This window comes from Halomonas sp. PAMB 3232 (assembly GCF_031954225.1).
Taxonomy (GTDB): Bacteria; Pseudomonadota; Gammaproteobacteria; order Pseudomonadales; family Halomonadaceae; genus Vreelandella.
The window spans coordinates 3247007-3272425 of the sequence record NZ_CP134865.1; the positions used below are offsets into that span (position 1 = coordinate 3247007).

The 25419-nt window shown below is 63.1% G+C and carries 20 protein-coding genes; 15 read left to right on the forward strand and 5 right to left on the reverse strand.

Annotated elements, in window-relative coordinates:
- Nucleotides 1-11: 11 nt before the first annotated feature.
- Nucleotides 12-941 carry a hypothetical protein gene (locus RN346_RS14865; RefSeq protein ID WP_311961564.1) on the reverse strand — a complete coding sequence of 310 codons (930 nt, stop codon included), beginning with the start codon at nucleotides 939-941 and terminating at the stop codon, nucleotides 12-14.
- Between the two features lie 374 nt (nucleotides 942-1315).
- Between RN346_RS14865 and RN346_RS14870 the strand changes: the two genes are divergently transcribed.
- The 8 genes from RN346_RS14870 to RN346_RS14905 are packed head-to-tail and all read left to right on the forward strand — an operon-like array spanning nucleotide 1316 to nucleotide 10891.
- A complete protein-coding gene (locus RN346_RS14870; protein WP_263586047.1) occupies nucleotides 1316-3328 on the forward strand; it encodes a methyl-accepting chemotaxis protein in 2013 nt (670 codons plus the stop codon).
- 19 nt (nucleotides 3329-3347) lie between these two features.
- Nucleotides 3348-4391: a chemotaxis-specific protein-glutamate methyltransferase CheB gene (gene cheB / locus RN346_RS14875; protein WP_311961565.1), complete on the forward strand. Its 1044-nt coding sequence runs from the start codon at nucleotides 3348-3350 to the stop codon at nucleotides 4389-4391.
- Between the two features lie 11 nt (nucleotides 4392-4402).
- Entirely contained in the window at nucleotides 4403-5773 is a 1371-nt protein-coding gene (locus tag RN346_RS14880; RefSeq protein ID WP_311961566.1) for a CheR family methyltransferase, read from the forward strand.
- Nucleotides 5763-7889, forward strand: a complete 2127-nt coding sequence (locus tag RN346_RS14885) for a hybrid sensor histidine kinase/response regulator (RefSeq protein WP_311961567.1) — start codon at nucleotides 5763-5765, stop codon at nucleotides 7887-7889. Before RN346_RS14880 ends, RN346_RS14885 begins: the two co-directional genes overlap by 11 nt.
- A gap of 27 nt (nucleotides 7890-7916) precedes the next feature.
- Complete coding sequence (locus tag RN346_RS14890; RefSeq protein ID WP_311961568.1) at nucleotides 7917-8285, forward strand: response regulator; 369 nt, start codon at nucleotides 7917-7919, stop codon at nucleotides 8283-8285.
- Between the two features lie 16 nt (nucleotides 8286-8301).
- Nucleotides 8302-9993 carry a diguanylate cyclase gene (locus RN346_RS14895; protein ID WP_311961569.1) on the forward strand — a complete coding sequence of 564 codons (1692 nt, stop codon included), beginning with the start codon at nucleotides 8302-8304 and terminating at the stop codon, nucleotides 9991-9993.
- Nucleotides 9974-10504 carry a chemotaxis protein CheW gene (locus RN346_RS14900; RefSeq protein WP_409335772.1) on the forward strand — a complete coding sequence of 177 codons (531 nt, stop codon included), beginning with the start codon at nucleotides 9974-9976 and terminating at the stop codon, nucleotides 10502-10504. Before RN346_RS14895 ends, RN346_RS14900 begins: the two co-directional genes overlap by 20 nt.
- 3 nt (nucleotides 10505-10507) lie before the next feature.
- Nucleotides 10508-10891 (forward strand): hypothetical protein, encoded by a 384-nt coding sequence (locus RN346_RS14905; protein WP_311958777.1) that lies wholly within the window; start codon nucleotides 10508-10510, stop codon nucleotides 10889-10891.
- On the opposite strand, the gene glp (RN346_RS14910) is transcribed toward RN346_RS14905, so the two are convergent.
- From glp (RN346_RS14910) to RN346_RS14920, 3 genes are read right to left on the reverse strand one after another with little or no spacing between them, the layout of a single operon-like run.
- A complete protein-coding gene (gene glp, locus RN346_RS14910; protein WP_311961571.1) occupies nucleotides 10866-12071 on the reverse strand; it encodes a gephyrin-like molybdotransferase Glp in 1206 nt (401 codons plus the stop codon). The genes RN346_RS14905 and glp (RN346_RS14910) overlap by 26 nt on opposite strands.
- On the reverse strand, nucleotides 12064-12573 hold the full coding sequence (gene moaB / locus RN346_RS14915; protein ID WP_311961572.1) for a molybdenum cofactor biosynthesis protein B: 510 nt from the start codon (nucleotides 12571-12573) through the stop codon (nucleotides 12064-12066). The genes glp (RN346_RS14910) and moaB overlap by 8 nt, the downstream gene beginning before the upstream one ends.
- A 46-nt stretch (nucleotides 12574-12619) precedes the next feature.
- Nucleotides 12620-12946, reverse strand: coding sequence for a DUF1244 domain-containing protein (locus RN346_RS14920; RefSeq protein WP_311961573.1), 327 nt, complete (start codon nucleotides 12944-12946; stop codon nucleotides 12620-12622).
- A 177-nt stretch (nucleotides 12947-13123) separates the two neighbouring features.
- Between RN346_RS14920 and mobA the strand changes: the two genes are divergently transcribed.
- The 4 genes from mobA to RN346_RS14940 are packed head-to-tail and all read left to right on the forward strand — an operon-like array spanning nucleotide 13124 to nucleotide 17008.
- On the forward strand, nucleotides 13124-13732 hold the full coding sequence (gene mobA, locus RN346_RS14925; protein WP_311961574.1) for a molybdenum cofactor guanylyltransferase MobA: 609 nt from the start codon (nucleotides 13124-13126) through the stop codon (nucleotides 13730-13732).
- Nucleotides 13729-15024 carry a gephyrin-like molybdotransferase Glp gene (glp, locus tag RN346_RS14930; RefSeq protein ID WP_311961575.1) on the forward strand — a complete coding sequence of 432 codons (1296 nt, stop codon included), beginning with the start codon at nucleotides 13729-13731 and terminating at the stop codon, nucleotides 15022-15024. Before mobA ends, glp (RN346_RS14930) begins: the two co-directional genes overlap by 4 nt.
- Nucleotides 15005-15997, forward strand: coding sequence for a GTP 3',8-cyclase MoaA (gene moaA / locus RN346_RS14935; RefSeq protein WP_311961576.1), 993 nt, complete (start codon nucleotides 15005-15007; stop codon nucleotides 15995-15997). Before glp (RN346_RS14930) ends, moaA begins: the two co-directional genes overlap by 20 nt.
- Nucleotides 15998-16006: 9 nt before the next feature.
- Nucleotides 16007-17008, forward strand: coding sequence for a GTP-binding protein (locus RN346_RS14940; RefSeq protein WP_311962727.1), 1002 nt, complete (start codon nucleotides 16007-16009; stop codon nucleotides 17006-17008).
- On the opposite strand, the gene RN346_RS14945 is transcribed toward RN346_RS14940, so the two are convergent.
- Entirely contained in the window at nucleotides 16938-20075 is a 3138-nt protein-coding gene (locus tag RN346_RS14945; protein WP_311961577.1) for an EAL domain-containing protein, read from the reverse strand. The two genes, RN346_RS14940 and RN346_RS14945, sit on opposite strands and share 71 nt — an antisense overlap.
- Nucleotides 20076-20250: 175 nt before the next feature.
- Here RN346_RS14945 and RN346_RS14950 point away from each other — a divergent pair, with 175 nt between their 5' ends.
- The 3 genes from RN346_RS14950 (at nucleotide 20251) to fdxH (ending at nucleotide 25418) form a co-directional block, all read left to right on the forward strand.
- Entirely contained in the window at nucleotides 20251-21186 is a 936-nt protein-coding gene (locus tag RN346_RS14950; RefSeq protein WP_263586032.1) for a LysR family transcriptional regulator, read from the forward strand.
- Nucleotides 21187-21381: 195 nt separating this feature from the next.
- Entirely contained in the window at nucleotides 21382-24468 is a 3087-nt protein-coding gene (fdnG, locus tag RN346_RS14955; protein WP_311962728.1) for a formate dehydrogenase-N subunit alpha, read from the forward strand.
- Nucleotides 24465-25418, forward strand: coding sequence for a formate dehydrogenase subunit beta (gene fdxH, locus RN346_RS14960; RefSeq protein WP_311961578.1), 954 nt, complete (start codon nucleotides 24465-24467; stop codon nucleotides 25416-25418). The genes fdnG and fdxH overlap by 4 nt, the downstream gene beginning before the upstream one ends.
- Nucleotide 25419: the final 1 nt, after the last annotated feature.

A 25419-nucleotide genomic window follows, 5' to 3' on the forward strand; every position in this document is an offset into this window, starting at 1 on the left:
ACAATAACGGCTTACGCGGCTGTCGCATCCTGAAGCGACCTTTGACTCGCCGACCGGCTTGCCCAAAGGGGAAGCGCCTGAGGGGTGAGCGGTTCGGACTCGACCGGCTTGAAGTTGCGAGCACCGGTCCAAGCGATGGGTTGTCCAAGCCTGACTTCTCGCGCCACGCTGCCTTTGGCCAGGCACAGAAGATAGTCGTTGCTTTCGGTCGGGTGCCAGTGCGACAGAAGCTCGAATGCCTCTGCCTGAGAGCGCCGTGCGGCGATCACGCCCAGCGCAGGCTCGCTGTAAAGCTCGACGATATGCGCCACGCCCTTCTCCTTTAATGCCTGCCAGGTGGCGGCATCCAGCGGTGAGGTGGCGATCGCGGTGATGCCAGCGGGCAGTGACGGCAGGCGTTGGGCGAGTTGGCACCAGCGCTGGCTATCGGTGGCCACGACGTCACCGGCATTGAGCTCCCAAAGCGCGCCAGCGCTTTCGAAAAGTGAGCGCGTTTGCCAGCCGCCCGCCTGGGGTAGCAGCGCGCCGAGCATGAAGCCGGATACGGTCTGCAATGAGAGCCAGCTAATCAGCGTGCGCTCGCTGGAGGTGGAAAGCTCCAAAAACGCTTTGAGCGACTGGGCCTCCTGGGCCAGCGCCGCGCCGACGTGCCGATACGAACGCTGCAGGCGGTTACAAAACGCGTTAGGCGTGGTGTCGAACAGGTTTAAATACTCGATGTCCGCGTGTTCGGCAATGGCACCGGCCCACTCGTCGAGCGTGATGGCGGTGTCCGCCAGCGTCAGCTTTTGGGTACCGAGCAGGTGGCCAATCGCGTGAGCCAGTCCGGCGCGTTCCGGCGTGCCGACACAGGGCAGCATGTCCGTATGCTTCGCCTTGTGGTGCTGGGCCGCAACCGAGCGAAGAACGCTCAGGGTCGTCCGGTGTGAGAGTGACAACATGATTGCTTCCTCTGCAAAGATGTCATTTTGACCGTCATAAATTATTCGATTGTATCACTTTTGTCAAAATAATTATGCGCTACCCACGCCAGCAAAAAGCCTTCCTGACACTGTTTATAAGCGATATTTTGCTTCAAAAGCCCAACTGACTCCTGAGCCTGCCCATCCAGTGAAGGCCGTCATTGTACAACTATTGAATCGAGTTATGAGCTTACGCTTTTTTCGATGTTTCACATTAATTCACAAAATTGGCCGTTCAAAGCGCGCTCAGTGGCTATAGCGCTCAATGCATTTAGCGGTACTATGGAACTAATCACTTATTACCACCTCTTTGGTCATCGCTTGCCGCTCGACCCTTTTGGAGCCCCGCCCGGATGAAGGCACGCTGGAAATCCCTGCCCCTGAGTTTGAGACAGTTTCTCTCCTTTGCCACCGTGATGACGCTGACACTGCTTCTGGCGCTGTACTTGCAAGCTCGCACCCAGACGCAGGCGCGTTTCGAGCAGCTCATCGACGAGGAGTTACCTCAACAGGTCGAGGCGCTGGCTACACGCTTGGTGCTCCGCTTGAGCCCTTCTCTCGCGGTTTCCGAGAGTGTGGCCGATAGCTACGTATTGGAGCAGTGGGTACGCGATGGATTGCCGGCGACCGAACAGGACGCGGTTGCCGGCTACCTGTCACGCACGGTCGATCAACTTCAGGCGGATCTGCTCTTTTTTGCCGTACAGTCACCGGTAGGCGCCTATTACTTTCAGTACCGTGATGGCGAGCTTCTGCAACGCTCGCTCGAAGGCCCCGCCAGCGACGACCGCTGGTATTACGAGTTCACCGATAGCGAAGCGCCCTACAACCTCAACCTGGACAGCGACACCTTCACCCCGGGCGACAGTTTCGTCTTCCTCAATTTTCGCAGTGACGCGCTGGCGCCCAACGGACGCCCGCTGGTCGTTGCCGGGGCGGCGCTGAATCTCGATCAAATGGCCCGACTGATCGAAGACTTTACGCTGGGCGAGACGGGCCACGCGGCGCTACTGGACGACACGGGCGAAATCACCGTCAATAGTGCAGAGGGCACCTCAGACGCCAGCACCACCGTTTCGCTGCCCACTGCGCCAGGTAGCGGCACCAGGGTCGAAGAGGTCCTTCGCGACGGTACTGCCTATCTCACCGCCACGCGCTGGGTGCCGGAGCTTGGGCGCTATTTGATGATCGAGGTGGACAAGCACGAATACGTCAAGGCCGCACAACTGCGTTTTCTAGCCTCGACCGGCTGGGGGCTTTTGATTTTGCTGATCGGGCTTTTATTGCTCTATCCGCTAACCGTAAGACTACTGCGCCCCTTGACGCGCTTTCAGCGTCAACTCAAGGAGATCACGCTAAGCCTTGACCTTACCCGCCGCGTCGAAACCGACGACCGCGCCGAACTGGGTGACCTGGCCGATCAAACCAACGAACTACTGGAGCGCCTGGCCCGCGCCATGACCGCCGTTTCCAGCAATGCCCTGGCGCTTAACTCCGTCGCGGATCGGTTAGCACAGACCGCCGGGCTTTCCGGCGTAAAACACGGTGACATGGGCGTCGAAGCCGACCAGACCATGGCCGCTGCGGTCGAGCAAATGGCCTCGTCGGTGGCGGAAATCACCTCCACCATGGAGGAGCTTTCAACCTCATCCACGCAGATCGCCGATCATTCCGGGTCGGTGGTGGATGTCGCCAACCAGACCCTCGAGCGCAGCCGTAAAGGCGCAAGGGCCATGGAGCTTCTGCAGTCGAAAATGCAGGAGATTAGTAGTGACAGCGAACAGAGCCTGGCGGAAATCGTCGCATTGGGCGCGAAATCAAAGCAGATCAGCAAGGTGATGGAGCTCATCAACACATTGGCTGCGCAAACCAAACTGATCGCCTTCAACGCCGCACTCGAGGCCTCAAGCGCCGGTGACTCCGGGCGACGCTTTTCGGTAGTGGCCAACGAGATCCGTCGACTGGCCGACAGCGTGACCGACTCCACCCAGGAAATCGAAGTCCATACTGAAGAAATTCAGCACGCCATCAGCCGTTTGGTCGTAGCGTCGGAAAAAGGCGCGGCGTCGATTGAGCAGGGCGTGGACGTCAGTCAGACCACGGCACAGGATCTTGATGCGGTACTCAAGGCCGCCAGTCAGACCAGCAATGCGGCTCAGCAGATATCGCTTTCGACACAACAGCAAAAAACCGCCAGCAGCCAGGTCGTGACGGCGCTACGTGATATCGATACGGCCAGCGCCCGCAACGCCCAGTCGGTACGCCATATCACCGATATCAGTCAGGAAATGATTCGCATGTCCGCCGAGCTCAACGAACTCGTGCAGGAGTTCAGGCTCGACTCGTCCACCACGGAGCTCACGTAGCGCGTCCAGGAACCCAACCATGAGTGCAATCCGGGTGGTAATCGTCGACGACAGCCCCGTGGCGCGAGACGTGTTGCGCCATATCCTTGCCCGCGAAAACGACATCGAGATCGTGGGCGAGGGCTCCAATGGGCAGGAGGCAGTCACGCTCGCCCGCCGGCTGGCACCTCACATCATGACCATGGATCTCTCGATGCCGGTCATGAATGGTTTGGCGGCGATCAAGGAGATCATGCACACCAAGGCGCTACCGATTCTGGTGGTCAGCGAACGCTTCGAGGCACAAGCCGCCTGCCAGGCACTTGAGTTGGGCGCGCTGGAAGTGATCGGCAAGCCTGCCTTTGATGGCGAGGATGCCCAACGGCTGGTCGAGCGTATCCGGCTCTTGTCCGGTGTCGCCGTCATCACCCGCATGCGCCGGCGCGCCATGACGCCATGCTCGCTTCTGCCCAACACAACTGCGCCGCTGCGGGCATTCCAACGCATCGTGGCGATCGCCTGCTCGACGGGCGGCCCTCAGGCACTGGCGCGCCTGCTCAGCCGGTTACCGACCGATTTCATTGCGCCGATCGTCATCGCTCAGCATATCAGCCCCGGTTTCATCGAAGGTATGGCACAGTGGTTGTCCACTATCTGCACGCTACCGGTCAACGTCGCCCGTGACGGGGATCACTTGAAGCCCGGGTGCATTTATCTGTCACCTTCGGAAAGCGATTTAGAGATTACCGCGGACCATACGTTCAAGCTTCTCCCGAGCCCGCCGGGGTCGATTTATCACCCCAGCTGCGACACCCTCCTGAGCAGCGTGGCGGAGGTTTACGGCCCGGATGCCGTGGGTATCATTCTGACCGGCATGGGGCGTGACGGTGTGCAGGGCATGAACGCCATCCGCCTTGCCGGTGGCACGACGATCGCTCAGGACGAGGCGAGCTCAGTGATTTACGGCATGAACCAGGAAGCTGTGCGCGCGGGGAGTGTTCAACGAGTGGTCGCCCTCGAGCAGTTGCCAGAGCACTTGATCGAGACCCTGCATACCCCGCGTTGGCCGAGATCATCGCCTTGATGAATACGTATATGCCCCTCAAACAGCTGGTATACGAGCATTACGGCCTTCAACTGGACGGGCTGGCCGAGCCGCGCCTGTTAAAGGCGATCAACGCGCTGATCAACAGCACCGGAAAAACCGATACCGTGGCACTGATCGGCTTGCTCGAAAACGACAAGCGCCTGTTCGATGATTTCATCGGCCAACTGACGATCAACGAAACCTATTTTTACCGGGAGGTTGAGGCGCTCGACTGGCTCGTAAGCCATTACCTTCCCCTGCGTTTGAACGAAACCTCGGCCCCCCTGCGTCTTTTAAGTGCGGGCTGCTCCTCCGGGGAAGAACCTTACAGCCTGGCCATGGCGCTGATGGAGCGCTTTGGACCGCGGGCGACGTCACTTTTTAGCCTTACCGGCGGCGACGTGGATAAACAGATGCTGGCCAGAGCGCAGCGGGGGCTTTATAGCGGCATGGCCTTTCGCACGCTCCCCCCTCACTTGAAGGCGCGCTACTTCAAGGCCTACGGGCGCCAGTACCTGATCGACGACGCGCTTCGCGACTGGGTGCACTTTCAAACGCTCAACGTGCTGGCCCCCACGCCTGAGAGTGATCGACACGCGCCCTTCGATGTCATCCTGTTTCGTAACGTTTCCATCTATTTCGATGAAGAAAAGCGCCGGGTCATTCAACAGCGCTTGAGCGAGCGCCTCGCGCCGACCGGCGTTCTGCTTTGTGGTGTCACGGAAACCCTGGGCAACGATCTGGGCATTCTCGAGCTGACCCAGGACCAGGGCGTGTTTCATTTTCGCCACGCAAACGCCGCCGCCGGTCCGGTCTCGCCAGTTGCCGACGCTCGCCTCGCGCCAGACTCTCGACCGGTGCCCCAAGCGCCGAAGCCGCTTCAACGGCGCTCTGTCGAGAAGGCGACCAATGGGGAGCCACCGCACTCGCCGCCGGCCTCTTTCAAGCAACGCCTCGAGCTTGCGCGCGAGTGGCTGGATCATAACCAATTCGATGACGCCGAAGCTTGCGTGGCGACCCTGCTAAAAGAGCAGCCCTGGAGCGTCGATGCGCTGGTGCTGGCCGGGCTCATCGCCCGCTGGCAAAAAAATGCCGACCACGCTCAGGCGCTTTTCAAGCGCGCCATCTACGTGATGCCGGAATGCTGGCCCGCGCATTTCTATCAGGCGGAGCTGTTTCGCACGGGCGAGCTGCCACGCTCGCCGGCCCCGCTGCGTCGCGGCTATGAGGCCACGTTGCGTTTGCTCGACGCTAACCCCACATCGCCTGGCGGGCTTGAGGTCATGGCACCGCCGATCCCGCCCGGAGACGCGTTCTTTTTAGCCAAACGCTATCTCGAAGCGCATGCCATTGGGCTGGAGGACGACGATGGCCTTTGATCTCTCCCGCTTCATCGCGCGCTTCGTCGAGGAGGCGCAGGATCATCTGCCCCGCTTGAAAGAAGGGGTCGACGCCCTCGGCCGTGGCGAACGTCACGCCGAAGAGATCAACGCCCTGTTTCGCGCCATGCATACGCTCAAGGGGTCATCGCGGATGCTGCGCCTGGACGCCATTACGTCGCTGGCGCACAGCGCGGAAGAGCTTCTGAGCGCGCTGCGCGACGGTACCCGCAAGCCAACGCCGGACACGCTCGAACTATTGAACCAGGCCGTGGAGCTACTGGACACCCAAGTCAACCGCCTGGCCGAAGGCCACGCGCCGGACACGCTGCCTACCGCCGACCCCGCGCTTTGCCAGGCCATGGAGGGCACCACCGCGGCGCCGGCTTCTGCATCAGACCCGGCGCCGATACCCGCGCCTGTCCCTGGCCCAACCTCTGCCGCTGAAAAGAACGTCGCTCAAGCGGCCACCGACGAAGCACTTTCCCGACGCCTCAAACTCAGCGATACCGTTCGCGTTCGGCTGGAGCGACTCGATGATCTGATTCGTCTGATGGGCGAGGTGCTTTCGGGTCATCATCAGCAGCACGACCTGCTGGATCGGGCCCAGGCGCTGGGAAAAGCGTTGCCGTCGACGTATCAGAGCACCTTTCGCGCGTTTCATCGCGATCTTAAGGATAGCGTGCTCACCCAGGACGCACTGATGAGTGATCTTCACGACCGCGCACTGCAGATGCGCATGCTGCCGCTTTCTGTCGTGTTCGACCCGCTCGCGCAGATGACCAGAGATCTGGCTCATGCCCTGAACAAGCAGGCTTCCTGTGAGTTGCAGGGAAGCGAGATCGAGCTCGATCGACAGATGATCGACCGGCTGTCCGAGCCGTTGATTCACCTGCTGAGAAACGCCCTGGATCACGGGCTGGAAACGCCCGATCTGCGGCGTCAGGTCGGCAAGGCCGCGAAAGGCAGGGTATCGCTCAAGGCGTGGCAGGACGGGGGCTGGGTCGTCATCGAACTCAGCGACGACGGCGCGGGTATCGATATCGACGCCGTTCGCCAGAAGGCGCTTGGCCGGCAGTTGATCAATGAAGAGCAGCTCACGACGCTGAGCGAGCATGAAACCCTCGAACTGATTTTCCTGCCCGGATTCTCGACCAAACCACTGATCACCGACATGTCAGGCCGGGGTGTGGGTATGGATGTGGTCAAGCGCACCGTGGTGGACGAGCTCAGCGGCGATATCCGGGTCGACAGCCAGCCGGGTAAGGGCACCACCTTCGCGCTGCGTCTGCCGCTGTCGCTTGCCATGCTGCGAGTGCTGCTGATTCGAGCGGGCTCACAGACGCTGGGCTTCACAGCACCCTATGTTCAGGAGCTTTTGAAAGTCACGCCCGACGACTTCATCGATACGGCGGGCCAGCCCACGCTGGTTTTGCGCGACGAATTCATTCCCGTGGTATCGCTCGCGTCACTGCTGGGCCTTGAAGCGCCGACAGAAAATGCCCAGGTGTTGCTACTGATCGTTCATCAGGGCAGCCAGAAGCTTGCGCTAATCGTCGAGGAGTTGATTGACGAGCGTGACATGGTGATCAAGCCTTTACCGCCCCATCTTCGCCATCTGCCGCTGGTCTCCGGCATGGTCAGCGTCGGGCGCAACGACCTTGCAAGCCTGCTTCACGTTCCCGCATTATTAACTCAGGTTAAACGAGGCGGCCGCCGCTCCTCGATACTGGAACTCAAGCAAGCCCGGGCGCATCGAATACTGATCGTGGACGATTCGCTCAATACACGCGAAATCGAGAAAGATGTGCTCGAGGCTTGGGGATACCGGGTATCGCTTGCCGAAAACGGTCGCGATGGCCTGACCAAGGCGCTTGCCGACTCCTTCGACGCGGTGCTGACCGATGTCGAAATGCCGATCATGGATGGTTTTACGCTCACCGCTCGGCTGCGCGAACACGAGCGCTATCAGCACGTGCCGATCATCATCATCACCTCGCGAGAGAAAGAGAGCGATCGCCAGCGAGGCATCGACGCCGGTGCCGACGCCTATATCGTGAAGGGTAGCTTCGACCAGAACAACCTCGTGGATACGCTCAAAGCCCTACTGGGATAGCGCCCCAGGACCAGAAAGAGGAACCTCATGCGGATTCTAGTCGTTGACGACGATGAGCTAGCGGGCGAGATGACCGCTGCCGTCCTCGCCTCGCAACACTACACCCCAGTGCTTGCGCTGAACGCGATGGAAGCGATCACCCAGCTCGAGCGTCATTCGGACATCGCGGCCATTGTCAGCGACATGCATATGCCGCTGATCAATGGCACCGACCTCTGCTCGATGCTCAGGGAGCAGGATGTGACGCTGCCGTTTATCCTGCTGACCGGTGATAGTCCGGATAGCGACCTCCTTGAGACGCCGGGGATTCATGCCTGCCTGCAAAAGGAGGCGGATATGGCCTCGACGCTGTGTCAAACCCTCGAAAGCGCCCTTGGTGCGCACTCCCCTGAGTGAGAATACAGGTATCGAGATGCCGTCCCACGCCCAAACACTGCACGACAAACTCAACGAGCTGCGCTTGCGCTTCGTCGAGCAGCTCCCAGAACGGTTGCAGGCCGTTACCCAGCAGTGGCAGCAAAGCCAAGCCTCCTGCGAGGCGCGGGCGCGGGCGCGGCTGGCACCGGATCTACATCGTTTTTTCCATAGCCTGAAAGGCACCGGGCGTTCACTGGGGTTCGAGCGACTCGCCGCGTTAGCCGAACAGGGCGAGAAGCTTCTCACCTCGACATCGGCGCAGGCGCATATCGCCCCGATGATGGATACACTGCTTGGCAAGCTCCGTCAGGAACAGGCAAATCTGTTAAAGCAAAAAAACCAGGCGACCACACACGGCTCATCCGCCACGGTGGAACTCCCGGCAACTGCCCTGCGCGCAGGCAATCATCGCCAGCGACTGATCTATCTCTGCGACGATGAGCCCGAGCAGGTCAGCCAACTGCTGCATCATTTACGCTGTTTCGGCCACGAGGCGTACCACTTCGAAGACACGCAGACCTTCTTCAACGCGGTACTGACACGTCGGCCCGACGCCATCATCATGGATGTCCAGTTCCCTCAGGGAAAGACCGCTGGTCCCGAAACCCTGGCCAGCCTGAACAAGCTGACCGGCGAGCGGCTGCCGGCCATCGTACTCTCCTCCTCTGGCGATTTCGGTTCACGACTCAGCGCGGTGCGCGCCGGCTGCAGCGGCTACTTCATCAAACCGGTGAAGCCACTGGAGATAATGCTGGCGCTGGACAAGTTGACCGCCGAACCCGACGACGAACCGCTCAGAGTGCTGGTAGTGGACGACGAGCCGGAAGCGGCTGGCTATCACGCCGCCTTGCTCGAGCGTGCCGGCATGATCACCCAGCAGGCTCACTCCCCCGCCCAGGCATTCGTTACGCTGGAACGCTTCAACCCGGATTTGATGCTGGTAGACATGTACATGCCGGTCTGTTCCGGCGAGGAGCTGGCCACCATCGTACGCCAGCAGCCGGAGTACGTGGGGCTTCCGATCATATACCTCTCTGGCGAGACCGACAGCCAGAAGCAGTTGACGGCCATGAACGCCGGCGTAGAAGGCTTCATCACCAAGCCCGTCATCCCCGATGACCTGGTGGCCGCTGTGACGCTGCGCGCCGAGCGCTTGCGGCACCTGCGCGCGCTGATGACCCAGGACAGCATGACCGGTCTTTATAACCACAGCACCACCACCGATTTGATCAACCGAACGCTGGTGCAGGCGTACCGAGACGACACTCACCATGCCATGGCCATGCTCGATATCGACCACTTCAAGGACATCAACGATACCTACGGCCACCTGGCGGGCGACCAGGTCATCATCACCCTGGCGCACATGCTGAAAACGCGCTTTCGCACCTCGGACATCATCGGCCGCTACGGCGGTGAAGAGTTCGTCATCCTGATGAAAAACGTGACGCTGGACATCGCCACCCGGCTGATCGAGAGGCTACGCCAAGACTTTGAGCAGGTCGATTTTCACGCCGGTGACGCGCGCTTCAACTGCACCTTCAGCGCCGGTATCAGCGATTTTCCCCGCCACCCTTCCACCGAGACGCTGCGCGTTAGTGCCGACCAGGCCCTTTACCGCGCCAAGAGCCAAGGGCGTAATCAGCTCGTCATCAACACGGAGGCCGATGCCCTTGACGACCAATGATGATTCTCGTCTGGATCTCGAGCAGGCGCTTTCAAGCCAGGGCGCCGGATGCTCAGGCCTTGAGGTAGATGAGCCGACTCAGCAAGTGGTGCTTTTTCGGCTGGCCGGTCAGCGCTTCGCCTTGGCCGGAAGCGTGGTGAGCGAAATTCTGAGCGGCGAGCAAAGCGTGTACTTCATACCCGGGCTGCCCGATACCATCGAGGGCGTAATCCATCTGCGGGGCACCATCGAGTCCGTTATTACGCTCGAGCGCCTTCTGGGACTTGAGGCGTCCAGAAGCGATGGCATGATCCTGCTCGTTCGTGGCGATGCGATTACCACAGGGGTACGCATTGAGCAGCTGGACGATGTTTGCGACGTCGTGATCAGCGCGCTCAGGCCCCCGCCTGAAACGCTGCCTGAAGCGCTCAAACCCTTCGTTGGCGCGGTGATCCATAGAGACGAGCGTGAAGCCATCGCCCTGCTCGATGCCCAGGCACTGCTAAGCGCTTTTCAGGCAGGCCAGGGTTAGCGCGTGCCGACAGTCGCGCTCGTCGCCTTCTCGACAGGCCACTACCGCTACGCGCTCGAGGCAAGCCAGGTACGCCGCCTCACCCTGCACGCCGACGTCGAACGCGTCATCCGGGCAGCAGCGCTACTGGGTCTACCGGATAACGACGCTCCCCCGGATCGCTGGCTTACGCTAAGCGATGCACAAGGCGTGTGGCAACTCGGGGTCGGGGGCAGCGTTGAGCTCATCGAGTGGCCCGCCTCAGCGCTTTACCCCTTGCCCGCGCTCGTCAAGGCACGCGCATTGGCCCCCTTGTGCGGCGTGGCCATGCAAGGAGCACGTGCCGAGCTATGGCTACTGGACGCCGAGCGACTCACTGGCCCTACGGCGCCAGCCACAGACACGTAAGCGAATCGCCGGGCGTGACCGTCCGATGCGCCTCGACGACGGCAAGCGCATCGGCGGCCACGCAGGAAGAGAGCACCGAGGAGTCCTGATCCTCGAAGGCGTGCGCCTCAATGCCGCTGGGGGTAAACGAAAGCCTGACGCGCATGTAGTGCTGGCGCGGGCCGGTGGTGGTCGAAAAGCGCGCCACCGCTGGAAGAGGTGAAAGCGAGGTGAGCGCCGGGCAGCCCAGAAGCATCCCCATCAGCGGGCGCAGAAACAGCCACGCGCCGACAAACCCCGATACCGGGTTGCCGGGAAGGCCGACAAAGCGCGCCGCGCTTTCATCACCCCGGGCCAGCCGCCCCAGCGCCAGCGGCTTGCCCGGGCGAATGGCCAAACGCCAGAGATCCAGCTGGCCCAGCGCCTCCAACGCTTTTTTGACGTGATCCTCCTCGCCCACGCTCACCCCACCAGTGGTGATGACCACATCGGCGCCCTGAGCCGCCCGGGTCAGGCAGGCGCAGGTCTCGTTGAAGCTGTCCGGCACGCTTTCGATATGCACGACCTCGGCGCCGAAGCTCTCCAGAAGGCGCTTGAGCATCGGCCGGTTGCTGTTGTAGAGCTGGCCGGGCGCGATCGGCTGGCCGGGCTCGATGACCTCATCACCGGTGGACAATAGCGCCACCCGCGGACGGCGACGCACGCTCACCCGCGCGATGCCCTGCCCCGCCAGATGGCCAAGCGCGGCGGCGTTTAGCCGCGTGCCCGCTTCGAGCAGGACATCCCCACGGGCGACATCCCGGGCGCGGCGGCGCACGCTATTGCCCACCGCGATACCGGCGGGGATGTTCGCCCGCTCGCCGTCGAGTTCGACCTCCTCCTGCATCACCACACAGTCGGCACCCTCCGGCAGCTCGCCGCCGGTGAAGATGCGCGCGCAGGTGCCGGGTGCAAGCGGCGCGGCCGGGTGGCCCGCGGCGATGCGCTGGGAGACCGGCAGCCAGCCGCCGGCGTCCGCGGCGCGCAGGGCGTAGCCGTCCATGGCGCTGTTGTCCCGGGCGGGCACGTCGAGCGCGGCGGTGACGGCGGCGGCCAGCACGCGCTCGGCGGCGTCATCGAGCGCTACCTCCTCAACGTCAAGCGGGCTTACGTCGGCCAGAAGCGCCTCTAACGCTTTCTCGATGGGGGCGAGCTCAGCCATGCTGCCCCCGCCCGGGAATCACCAGGTTGGCGAAGTTGCAGGGCTTATGGCGGCTGTCGAGCTGCTCGGCCAGCAGGCGGTCCCAGCCGGTGCGACACGCCCCGGTAGAGCCCGGCAGGCAGAAGATCACGGTGGCGTTGGCAAGCCCGCCCAGGCAGCGGCTCTGAATCGTGGAGCTTCCGATCTCGTCGCCGCTTAACTGGCGAAAGCGCTCGCCGAACCCCTCGATGGCTTTATCGAACAGTACCGATACCGCCTCCGGGGTGGAGTCGCGCCCGGTAAAGCCGGTGCCGCCGGTGGTGATGACGACCTGCACCTCAGGACTTGCGATCCATTCGGCCACCACCGCGCGAATACGGTACATATCGTCGGCCACGATGCGCTTTTCCACCAGCCGGTGGCCAGCGCCTTCCAGCCGCTCGATTAACAGCGCGCCAGAGCGGTCGCTCTCCTCGGTGCGGGTGTCGGAGACGGTGAGCACGGCGATATTCAAGGCCTCCATGTCCCCTGACCTGGCCGCTTGAGGGCTGTTTTGCGTTTCCAAGGCGCTACTCCTCGTGGCTCTTGTTCGCCTGGCGCGCCTCGAGCACGGCGAGCTGCTCCGGTGTGGCCTTCGCCTGGTGGTGCTCTTTCCACTCGCTGTAGGGCATGCCGTAAACGTGCTGGCGGGCGGCCTCGTAGTCGAGGCGTTCGCCGCGCTCCTCGGCGGCGCTGACCAGCCATTTCGAGAGACAGTTGCGGCAAAAATCCGCCAGAATCATCAGGTCGATGTTCTGAACGTCCTTGTTGGCGTCCAGATGATTCAGCAGCCGACGAAAGGCGGCGGCTTCGAGTTCGGTTTGGGTCGTCGGGTCCAGATCGTTGAAGGCGTGCATGAAAGCTCTCCGCGGTTGAATGGTGCTCAGCATAGCAAAAGAGTCGCTTTAAAAACGTTTTCGCCGCTGCGAATATGGCACACTCTGAGCACGTCGCGACTCAGGCGCGGTCTACCTTTAAAAGCCGCGCCTTTCAGGCGTGCCGACGGCTTCACTCATCACGCGCAGGGCACTTTCATGATCGCGCCACAGCAACTGACCGGACTGATTTTGGCCGGCGGCGAAGGTCGCCGCATGGGCGGGCGCGACAAGGGCCTGGCGCCCTTCGAGGACCTGCCGCTGTTCGCCCACGCCTTGAAGCGTCTGGAAGGGCGCGTGAGCGAAACCCTCGTCAGCGCCAACCGCAATCAGGACGCCTATGCGCTTTTGGGTCCGCGCGTGATCGAGGATGCCAGGCCCGGCTTTTTCGGCCCGCTGATGGGCATCTACAGCGGCCTGCTGGCAGCGAAAACGCCGTGGCTGATCGTGGTGCCCTGCGATACGCCGCTTCTGCCCATGACGCTGGTCGAGCGCCTGGTCGGTGGGCTCGACGGCGGCCAGACGGCCATCGCCTTCGACGGCGAGCGCGACCACCCGACGGTGGCGCTCATCGCCACTGCGCTGGCCGACGATCTCGGCGCCTTTCTGGCCAGCGGCGAGCGCAAGCTCGGCCGCTGGTTCGAGCGTTTTGGAGCGCGGCGGGTGGATTTCTCTGACGTGAAGGAGGCGTTCGTCAACCTCAACAGCGAAGAGGCGCTCAAGCGTTTGGAGCTTGGCCGCGCGGACGCCCGCCGGGAGCGGCCATGACGCCGGATCGAAGTGGCGCGCCGCTGAGCGTCGACCAGGCGCGCCAGGCACTGCTCGCGCTGGTCCCCCGGCCGATGGGCAGCGAGGAGGTTCGCCTCGACCAGGCGCTCGGGCGCCTGTTGAGTGAGTCGATCACGGCGCCCATGGACGTGCCCCGCTACACCAACGCGGCGCTGGATGGCATCGCGCTTGGCTGGCGCGAGGCGCTGCCCGCGCGCTGGCATCCGGCTGGCAGCGCCTTCGCCGGTCAGCGCTTTGACGGCGCGCTCGGTGAAGGCGAGTGCGTGCGCATCACCACCGGCGCGCCGCTGCCGCCAGGCACCGACACGGTCATCGCCTGCGAGCAGCTCGATGAGCACGACGGCGCCGTGATGCTCAACGACCCCGAGCGCGTGGTGAAAGGCCAGAACGTTCGCCGGGCCGGTGAGGAGTTGGCCGCGGGTGCTCCAGTGCTGTCCGCGCTCACGCGTCTCGACCCCGGCGCTCTTGGGCTGATCGCCTCGCTGGGGCTTGCCACGGTGCGCGTCGTCAAGCGCCCGAAAGTGGCGCTCTTTTCCACCGGCAACGAGGTTACCGAGCCCGGCGAGACGCTGCCACCGGCGGGTATTTTCGACGCCAACCGATTCGCCTTAAAGGGGCTTTTACAAGAGGCCGGTGCGCGCGTGCTGGATCTTGGCATCCTGCCGGACGACCCGGAGGCGATCGTCTCCGCGCTGGGCAGGGCCGCCGAGCAGAGCGACCTGGTGCTCACCAGCGCCGGCGTCTCGGTGGGCACGAAGGATTTCACCCGTAGTGCGCTTGAGCGGCTGGGCACGCTCGGCTTCTGGCGGGTGGCGCTGCGACCGGGCAAGCCGCTGGCCTGCGGCACACTCGGCGCGCGCCAAACGCCCTTCGTCGGGCTGCCCGGGAACCCGGTAGCGGCGATGGTGACGTTTCATCAGTTCGTCGCGCCGCTACTGGCGCGCCTGGAGGGCCAACCCGTTGCCGCGCCCGCGCGCCTGACGGCGGTACTCGACTCGCCGGTTGAAGGGCGCCTTGGGCGGCTCGATCTGCTTCGCGGGGTGTACCGGGGCGATGAACAAGGCGTGATACGTGTACACGCGCTCAAGGCCCAAGGCTCGGGTATGTTAACCTCGATGGTGGCGGCCAACTGTCTGATCGAGCTTTGTGAGGAGCGCGATGTCGCCGTGGCGGGCGAGGTCGTCGCGATCCAGCCGCTTCGCGCGCCCCAATCGACTACACTGCCCCCATTCACCGGTTCGAGAGATGGCCATGACCGAGCAACTGATTGACAGCGTTGGCCGCCGGGTCAACTACGTACGGATCTCAGTCACTGATCGCTGCGACTTTCGCTGCGTGTACTGCATGAGCGAGGAGATGACCTTTCTCCCGCGTGCGCAGGTGCTCACCCTCGAAGAGATCGCCACCGTCGCGCGGGCCTTTACCGAGCTCGGCGTCGAGAAAATCCGCCTGACCGGCGGTGAGCCGCTGGTGCGCGGTAATATTGGCGAGCTGGTCGACGAGATCGGCGCCCTGCCCGGGCTCAGTGACTTCACCATGACCACCAACGGCGCAAGCCTCAGAAAGCACGCCCAACGACTTTTCGACGGCGGGCTCAAGCGGCTCAACGTAAGCCTCGACTCGCTCGACCCCGCGCGCTTCAAGGCGCTGACCCGCACCGGTGATCTGGACAAGGTGATCGATGGCATTCGCGCCGCCAAAGAGGTGGGCTTTGAGCGCATCAAACTCAACGCGGTGATCCTCAAGGGGCGCAACGACGATGAGGTGCTGGATTTGGTCGACTTCGCCCGCCGGGAAGGCCTCGATATCAGCTTCATAGAGGAGATGCCGCTGGGGGATGTGTCGGATCACTCTCGCGCCGAAACCTTCTACTCAAGCGACGACGTCAAGGCGCTGATCGAGGCGCGCTACCCGCTGATGCCAAGTACGGTGACCACGCCGGGCCCGTCGCGCTACTTCAAGATGAGTGACAGCGACAGCCGCATCGGCTTCATCTCGCCGCACAGCCACAATTTCTGCGACAGCTGCAACCGGGTGCGCGTCACCGTCGAGGGGCGGCTCTTGCTGTGTCTGGGCAACGAGCACTCGGTGGATCTGCGCGCGGTGCTTCGCCGCCATCCCGGCGACATGGACGCGCTCAAGCGCGCGATCATCCATGCGCTGCCGCTCAAGCCCGAGCGCCACCACTTCACGACCGACGGCGATGTGCAGGTGGTGCGCTTCATGAACATGACCGGCGGCTAACCCGTGACGATGGCGCGCATTCCCACCCACGTGGTGACCGGCTTTCTCGGCAGCGGCAAGACCACGCTTATCCACAGCCTGATCGAGCAAAAGCCTGTGGAAGAGACATGGGCGGTACTGGTCAACGAGTTCGGCCAGATCGGCATCGACCAAACGATGTTCGACCATCGCGACGACGTGGTGGTCAAAGGCCTGCCCGGCGGGTGTCTGTGCTGCCAGCTCGCGTTCGTGCTGCAAGCGGCGCTGGTCGAGCTGATCCGCCGCGCCCGACCCGATCGGGTGATCATCGAACCGTCGGGCCTTGGCCATCCGGCGGGGCTGCTGGATCTGCTGCGCGGCGAAGCTTTTGAGGGCGTGCTGGAGGTGCGCGACATCATCGCCACCCTCGACCCACGCCGACTCGATGAGCCCCGGGTGCGCGAGCACGAAACCTTCAACGACCAGCTCGCCGTGGCGGACGCCGTGGTACTCACGCTGACCGACCAGGCCGTTGAAGCCCAGAACGCCCGCGGCCGGGCCTTCGTCGAGGCGCTATGGCCCGCACCCAAGTGGGTCCACGACAGCGCGGGCGGAGCGCTGCCGCTCTCACTTCTCACCCAGGGCGGCCAGGCGGGTTCATCAACGGTGGTCATGCCCGACGCCCACCGGGTACTGGTCGCCCCGCCAACGCTTTCGGGCCATTTTTTCGACGCCCCGCCCGCGCCTGGCTCGCCGCGACTCGAGACCGCCTCGGCACTAGGCTACGCCAGCAGCGGGCTTCGCTGGCATCCGGATGAGCGCTTCGATCTCGACCGGCTCGCCCACACGCTATCAGAGCTGCCCAAGGCAGCGCGGGCCAAGGGCGTGTTCCATACCGACGGCGGCTGGAAACGGCTCAATCGCGCCGAGGGCGTATTGAGCGTCGAGGCGAGCGCCTGGCGTCAGGACTCGCGCCTGGAAGTCATTCTTCCCGACGACCAGGCCCTGGATCACCCGACCCTTCTCGATCGTCTGGCCGCTCTTTCGCACTGAGCGCGATGGCCTCGAGCGCGGCGACTGGCATGGGCCGGCCGAACAGATACCCCTGAAACGCGTAACAGCCGTTGGCCAATAGCCACTGGTACTGCTCTTGGGTTTCCACCCCTTCGGCAATGACGTCCAGACTCAGACTCGATGCCAGGGCGATGGTGGTGCTTACGATGGCCGCGTTGGCCGAGCTTTCCGGCACCTGCTGCACGAAGGACTGATCGATCTTGAGCTGGTCCAGCGGCAATTGGGCCAGATACGAAAGCGATGAGTAGCCGGTACCGAAATCGTCGAGCGAAAAGCGCACGCCGTGGGCCTTGAGCCGCAGCATGGTATCGCGCACTTCCTCTGGCGCCTCGACGAACAGCGACTCGGTCACCTCGAGCTTCAGGCGCGAAAGCGGCGCCTGGGTGCGCTGGAACACGCTTTCGGTTCGGCGAACGAAGCCCGGTTCGCGAAACTGCAGCGGACTTAGATTGATCGACAGCGTCAGCGTCGCGAGAATCGGGTCGCGCGCCCACTCGATGAGCTGCCAGCACGCCTGCTCCAGAATCCACTCGCCGACTTCGTTGATCAGCCCGGTGGACTCCAAAAGCGGCATGAACGCGCCCGGCGAGATGATGCCACGCTCGGCGTGATCCCAGCGCAGCAGCGCCTCGACGCCGGTCAGGGTGCCATCGGCGTCGACCTGGGGCTGATAGAAAAGATGCCACTGCTTGAAGATGACCGCCTGGCGCAGGTCGGCCTCGAGCCGCACTCGGGTCAAGAGCTCCGCCTGCATGTCCGGAGTGAAGAAGCGCAGCGCCTGACGGCCGCTCGCCTTGGCCTGGGAGAGCGCCATATCCGCCTGCTGCAGGTAGTCGTCCATGTTCTGCTGGTCGTTCGACATCATCGTAGCCCCGACGCTGGCGGTCACCGTGATCAGGCTATCATTGATACGAATGGGCTCACTGAGCGTGGCCATGAGCTTGTTGGCGATGCCGCGGGCCAGCTGGTGCGTTTGCGCCAGGCTGCTGTCCACGCCCTCGACCAGCACCGCGAACTCGTCGCCGCCAAGCCGCGCCAGGGTATCGGTGTCGCGCAGCATCCGCGACAGGCGCCGCGACACGCCTCGCAACAGCTGGTCCCCCGCGTGGTAGCCCAGGGTATCGTTGATCTCCTTGAAGCTGTCGATATCGAACAGCATCACCGCTCCAAAACGCTGGTGGCGGTTGATCTCTTTCAGGGCGGTTTCGAGCCGGTCCATGAACAGGCGCCGGTTGCTAAGCCCGGTCAGCGGGTCGTAGAACGCAAGCTGGTGAATCTCCTGCTCGGCGGCCTTGCGCTCGCTGATGTCGCTGATGGTCGCCACGTAGTGGCTGAGTGTGTCGCTGTCGTCGTAGGTGGCGCTGATGGTGATCCACTGCGGAAAGAGCTCGCCGTTTTTACGCTTGTTCCAGATCTCGCCTTCCCAGTTGCCGCTTTGATGCACGCGCTGCCAAAGCTCGCGGTAGAACGCCGCACCGTGCTGACCCGAGCTGAACATCCGCGGCGTTTTACCGACCATTTCCTCTTCGCTGTAGCCGGTGATGCGCCTGAACGTGTCGTTGGTCTTGAGGATGTAGCCCTTACAATCGGTGATCAGAATGCCCAGATGGGTCTGAAAGGCGGCAGCAGCGATTCTGAGTTCTGCCTGCAGTTTTTTGTCCTCGGTGATGTCGCGCACCACCGACAGCACGCCGCTGAACTGGCCACTTACGTCCGTCAGCGGGCTGACCGTAGCGTTAAAATGGTTGAGTTTGCCGTCGAGGGTCAGTGGATACTCGTAGTTCTCCACCTGACGCAGCCGCTTGACGCGTTCGAAAACGTTCTGAAAGGCCTCGGCCAGGTCCTTTGGCAGTAACTCGGTGAAGTGGCGCCCGATGATGAGCTCAGGCTCGAGCAATAGCCGCGTTCTGTCGATCGCGTGAACGTAGCTAAAACGTCCCTGCTCATCGAAGACGAAGATCAGATCCTGCAGCGAATTCACCAGTGCATCCAGGCGCACGTCGCGCTCGCGGGCCTGTGCCCTGGCGAGCTCGCGCTCCTCGATGCGCGTTTGTAAAAGCCTCGCCAGCGCCAGCCGGTTGAGATAGTGGCGAAGACCCCAGGCACCCAGCAGCGCGATCAGTATCATCACGAAGCACAAAAGCGCCACGCGGTCGCGCCACTCGCTCAAAAGATGCTGGCGGTCCACACCGACGACGGCGTAGATGGGGTAGTCGCCGACGCGCTCCATATGCAGCAGCCGTTCTCGATGATCGATGGGCGAGCGCATCACGAAGGTACGCGAGTACTCGTTGGAGGCGAGCGGCGTCCACGTGGCGGGAAGCTCCAACCGCTGGCCGATCGAGACACGCAGCGGTGGCTGCGCATGGCGTGCGATGAGCTGATAGTCGGTGTCGATCAGCGCAATGCTCTCGCCGTCACTGATGCCGACCCGGGAGAGGGCATCGGCAAAGATCTGCGGGCGAATACGCGAGACGACGATACCGGCAAACTCGCCCTGGGCGTCGTCCCGGCGCCGAGCGCTATAAAGATAGACCTCGCCACTTTCCGGAGAACGCTGAAGCGTGGTGGCATCGTGCACAAGATCGCTACTCTTGAACGCTTCGAAGAACCCGGCATCACGATACGAGACCCCTTCGTAGCGCTCGTCGCTAGCCAGAATGACGCGGCCACTTGCATCGAGTACGCCCATTTCGTCGACGGAGGTGACGTAGCGGGTCAGGTGATCGAGCGCCTGCTCTAGCGCTTCGGGATTACGCCCCCCCTCGTTTTCGAAAAACGACATCAATTCCGAGAGGCTGAAAAGCGCCTGCTCGCTTTGGCCCATGATGCCACTGGTCCACTGAGCGACGACGCTGGCGCGCGCCTCCATACGCAGTTCGGCGGTGCTGATTTCCTGGCGGTACTGCTGGTACATCATCGCGCTGGAGACACCGATGGTGACGATCAGCGCCAGCACGTAGCACAGTACGGCGCGTCGCCCAGTGGCGGCGGGGCCAGGAGGCTCGAGGATCGACGAGGGGGTGCTATCCGGTGAGTGAGACATTACGGGGATGCCTTCTTCATGAGATCAGCAGACCGCGGCCGAACGTGCGGGCGAAAGGTTGTTGACGTTCAAGGTGTGTGATCCTGACCCAAAGCGATACGATAGGTTGTTTAAACACCGGCGCCATTGTAAACGATCTGTCTAAAAAGATCGTTTCCTGGAACAGGAGAGCCTCATGGTATCGCTTGGGCAGATGAGCGACTACGAAATCCGCTTGATCCGGGTATTCAATACCGTGGTCGAGTGCGGTGGCTTCACCGCGGCGGAAACCACGCTCGGCATCAGCCGCTCGGCCATCAGCCAGCACATGAGCGATCTGGAAAAGCGCGTGGGCCTGTCGCTTTGTCAGCGCGGCCGCGGCGGCTTCAGCCTCACCGAAGAGGGCAAGGAGCTTTATGAAGCCGGGCTTACGCTATTGGCGGCGCTGGAAACCTTCAAAAGCGGCGTGAACGCGCTTCATCGCACGCTCAAGGGCGAGCTCAATATCGGCATCACCGACAACCTGGTGACGCTGCCCGCCATGAACGTCACCGATGCGCTTGGCGAGCTCGCCTCGAAAAGCCACGAGATCAGCGTCAATATCCAGATGGACCCAAGTGATGCGGTAATTCGCCAGGTCATGGACGGTCATCTTCACGTCGGCGTGGTACCCAACGTCAACCTGCCCGCCAGCCTCGAGACGCTTTGGCTCTACGACGAGCCCTCCTACCTTTACTGCGGTGCCGGCCACCCGCTTTTCGATGCGCCTGCCCCCGCCTGGGCGCAGATCACCCAAGCGCCGGCGGTGGCGCCGCGCTACCCGCTGCCGCTCAAGGCGCGCCAGGCCCACGACGCCCTGACGCTTCGCGCCTCGGCCTCGGACCGTGAAGGGGCGGCGTTTCTCATCCTGACCGGGCGCTATCTGGGCTTTTTGCCCGAGCACGTCGCCGCGCAGTGGGTCGAGTCAGGCAAGATGCGCGCGCTGCACGCCGAGCGGAGAAGTTATCGCATTCCGTTTGTGCTCATTACCCGCCGGGACCGGCGCCCCAACCGGGTGGTGGATGCGTTTTTAGCACTGGTCAGCGGCGCCGTGGGCGACGTTGACGCGCCCGCAAGCCCGAAGCCGCTTTAATGAAGCGTTGAACGATCACCTGGACCACTGGCCGGCATTAGCTGCTAGTCTGGTTTTATACCCAAACCAATACATCGTACCAGGACCGTACCGGCACCCGACAAAGACAAACGCGCGACAACGCCGTGGCTTTAACGTGGCTCGAATTTGCGCCTTCCCGTCGAGTGCTATCGATGCCCGAGGTGAACCATGACGATCCAAGTAACCCGACGCGGGTTCTTCAAGCTGGGGGCGGCGGGGCTCGCCACTTCCAGTATGGCGATGATGGGGTTTGCGCCGGAAGCGGCGGCGGCCTCCATTCGCCCGTTCAAGCTGACCCACACCAAAGAGACGCGCAACATCTGCACCTACTGCTCGGTAGGCTGCGGGGTCCTGATCTATAGCCGCGGTGACGAGGCGAAAAACACTCACCAGCAGATCATCCACATCGAAGGCGATCCGGATCACCCGGTTAGCCGCGGGGCACTCTGTCCGAAAGGCGCGGGCCTTCTGGACTACGTCAAAAGCCCGTCGCGCCTCGAGTTTCCCGAGGTGCGCGAGCCCGGCACCGATGAGTGGAAGCGCATCTCCTGGGACGAGGCGATCGACCGGATCGCCCGCCACGTGAAGGCGGATCGCGACGAGAACTTCGTTGCAACCGATAGCGAGGGCCGCACGGTCAACCGCTGGACGACCACCGGTTTTCTGGCCGCCTCCGCCTCCTCCAACGAAGCGGGCTATCTGACCCACAAGTTCATCACCAGCCTTGGCATGCTGGCCTTCGACAACCAGGCGCGCGTTTGACACGGACCAACGGTGGCAGGTCTTGCCCCAACATTTGGTCGCGGTGCGATGACGAACCACTGGGTCGATATCCGCAATGCCGACGTCATTCTGGTCATGGGGGGCAACGCCGCCGAGGCGCACCCGGTCGGGTTTCGCTGGGTCACCGAGGCGAAGGAGCACAATAACGCCCAGCTTTTGGTGGTGGATCCGCGCTTTACGCGTACCGCCTCGGTCGCGGACTTCTACGCGCCGATTCGCACCGGCACGGACATTGCCTTTCTCGGGGGCTTGATTCGCTATCTGATCGACACCGATCAGATCCAGCGCGAGTACGTGCTCAACTACACCGATGCGGCCCTGCTGGTGGACGAGGGCTTCGGCTTCGAGGACGGGCTGTTCGACAGCTACGATGAACACACGCGTTCGTACGACAAGGAGCACTGGGTCTATCAGACCGGTGCCGACGGCTTCGCGCTCAGGGATGACACCCTCGAGCATCCGCGCTGCGTCTACCGGCTTTTGCGCGAGCACTTCGACGCCTATTCACCGGAGATGGTCTCCTCGATCTGCGGCACGCCGGTGGAGAAGATCCTGCGCGTCTGGGACACGCTGGCAAGCACGGCCACGCCGGATCGCACCACCACGCTGATGTACGCGCTCGGCTGGACCCAGCACTCGCTGGGGTCACAGATCATCCGCACCGCCGGTATGGTCCAGCTTCTGCTGGGCAACGTCGGTATCCGCGGCGGCGGGGTCAACGCCCTGCGCGGCCACTCCAACATCCAGGGGCTGACGGATCTCGGGCTTCTGTCGAACCAACTGACGGGCTACATTTCGGCGCCGGTGGACGACGAGCAGGACGTCGACACCTTCCTCGAGGCCCGGCGCCGGGCGCCGCTACAGCCAGGTCAGGTGTCGTACTGGCAAAACGCCGACGCGTTTTTCATAAGTCTGATGAAGGCCTGGTACGGCGATAACGCCCGCGAGGACACTCAGTGGGCGTTCGACTGGCTGCCCAAGCTCGACAAGCCGCTCTACGACATTCTCGACACCTTCGAGCGGATGTCGAAAGGCGAGATTTACGGCTACTTCTGCCAGGGGTTCAACCCGCTGGCGGCGATTCCCAACAAGGCGAAGGTGTCGCATTCGCTCTCGAAACTCAGGTATTTGGTCTCGATCGACCCGCTCAACACCGAAACCGCCGAGTTCTGGCGCAACGCCGGCGAGTACAACGACGTCGACCCAAGCGAAATCCAGACCGAGGTGTTCCGCCTGCCGGCGCTGTCGTTCGCCGAGGACGAAGGCTCCACGGTCAACAGCGCCCGCTGGCTGCAGTGGCACTATCCCGCCGCTTCAGGCCCCGGCGAGGCGCGCGCCGACACCCACATTCTGGGCGCGCTGTTCACCCGCGTGCGCGCGCTTTACGCGCGCGACGGCGGCGCCTTCCCGGACCCGATTCTGGGAATGGCCTGGCACTACAAACAGCCCGACAAGCCCGCCCCGGAAGAGCTTGCCCGGGAGTACAACGGCCGCGCGATCAGTGATGTGTACGTCAACGGGCAGCTCGTTCGGCGCATGGGCGAGCAGCTTGCGGGCTTTGGCGAGCTGCGTGACGACGGTTCGACCGCCTGCGGCTGCTGGATCTTCGCCGGCGCCTGGACCGAGGACGGCAACCAGATGGCCAACCGCGACAACGCCGACCCCTACGGCATCGGTCAGACGCTTGGCTGGGCCTGGTCGTGGCCGGCCAACCGGCGCATTCTTTACAACCGCGCCTCGGCCAGGCTCGACGGCACGCCCTGGTCGGAGCGCAAGGCGCTCGTCTGGTGGGATAACGTCACCCGGCGCTGGACCGGTGCCGACATTCCGGACTTCCCGGTGGACTCCGCGCCGACCCGCGGTCAGATGCCCTTCATCATGAACCCGGAGGGCGTGGGCAAGCTGTTCGCAAGTCAGGGCATGGCGGAAGGCCCCTTCCCCACCCACTACGAGCCGCTGGAGAGCCCGGTGCCGGAGGGCAACCTGCTCTTCCCGCGCAACGACAAGGTGCGCTACAACCCGGCGGCCCGGGTCTTCGACCAGGACCTCGAGACGATGGGTACCTGGGAGGAGTACCCGTATGCGGCCACCACCTACCGGCTGACCGAGCACTTCCACTACTGGACCAAGCACGTGCACCTGAATGCCATCGTGCAGCCCGAGCAGTTCGTCGAGATCGGCGAGGCACTGGGTAACGAGCTGGGCATCAAGGAGGGCGACTGGGTACGGGTGTCGTCGAAGCGCGGCTACATTCGCGCCGTGGCGGTGGTCACCAAGCGCATCAAGGCGATCACCGTCGGCGGCCGTATCGTGCACCAGGTGGGCATTCCGATTCATTGGGGCTTTTTGGGCCTTGCCCGTAAGGGCTTTCTGGCCAATACGCTCACGCCTTTCGTGGGCGATGCCAATACCCAGACGCCGGAATTCAAGTCCTTTCTGGTCAACGTCGAGAAAGACACTTCAGGAGGCAGGGCATGAGCAATACGCAAAATATCCTGCGCCGTTCCGCCACGACCACGACGCCCCCTCAGGGGCGTCACGAGGTCGAGCCCGTGGCCAAGCTGATCGATGTCAGCCGCTGCATCGGCTGCAAGGCGTGTCAGGTCGCCTGCATGGAGTGGAACGACGTGCGCGACGAGGTCGGCATCAATAGCGGCACCTACAACAACCCCGGGGATCTGACCGAGAACTCCTGGACGGTGATGCGTTTCACCGAGCATGAAAACGCCAGCGGCGATCTCGAGTGGCTGATTCGCAAGGATGGCTGCATGCACTGCGCCGACCCGGGCTGTCTCACCGCCTGCCCGGCGCCGGGGGCGATCGTGCAGTACGCCAACGGCATCGTCGATTTCGACTCGGACAAGTGCATCGGCTGCGGCTACTGCGTCACCGGCTGCCCCTTCGACATCCCGCGCATCTCCGAGCGCGACAGCAAGTCCTACAAGTGCACGCTCTGCTCGGATCGCGTCTCGGTGGGGCTCGAGCCCGCCTGCGTGAAAACCTGCCCGACCGGCTGTATCGAGTTCGGCTCCAAAGCGGACATGCTCACCCGCGCCGAGCAGCGCGTGGCCGACCTGAAAGGGCGTGGCTTTAGTGAAGCCGGCGTTTACGACCCGGCGGGCGTCGGCGGCACCCACGTGATGTACGTGCTGCACCACGCCGACACCCCGGAGATCTACGCCGGCCTGCCAGCCAAGCCCGCCATTTCGCCGTTCGTCAGCGCCTGGAAAGGCCCGGCCAAGCCGATCATGAGCGCGATCATCGGCATCACGGCGTTCGCCGGTTTCATGCACTACCTCACCAAGGGGCCGAAGGACGAGCCGCTCGACGAAGAGGTGTTCGGCCCGGAAGGCGAGGACGCTTACCTTCGTGATCGCGCTCATGCAGCGTCCGATACCGAGCCGAGCGACGTCCGACAGGAGAAGTGAC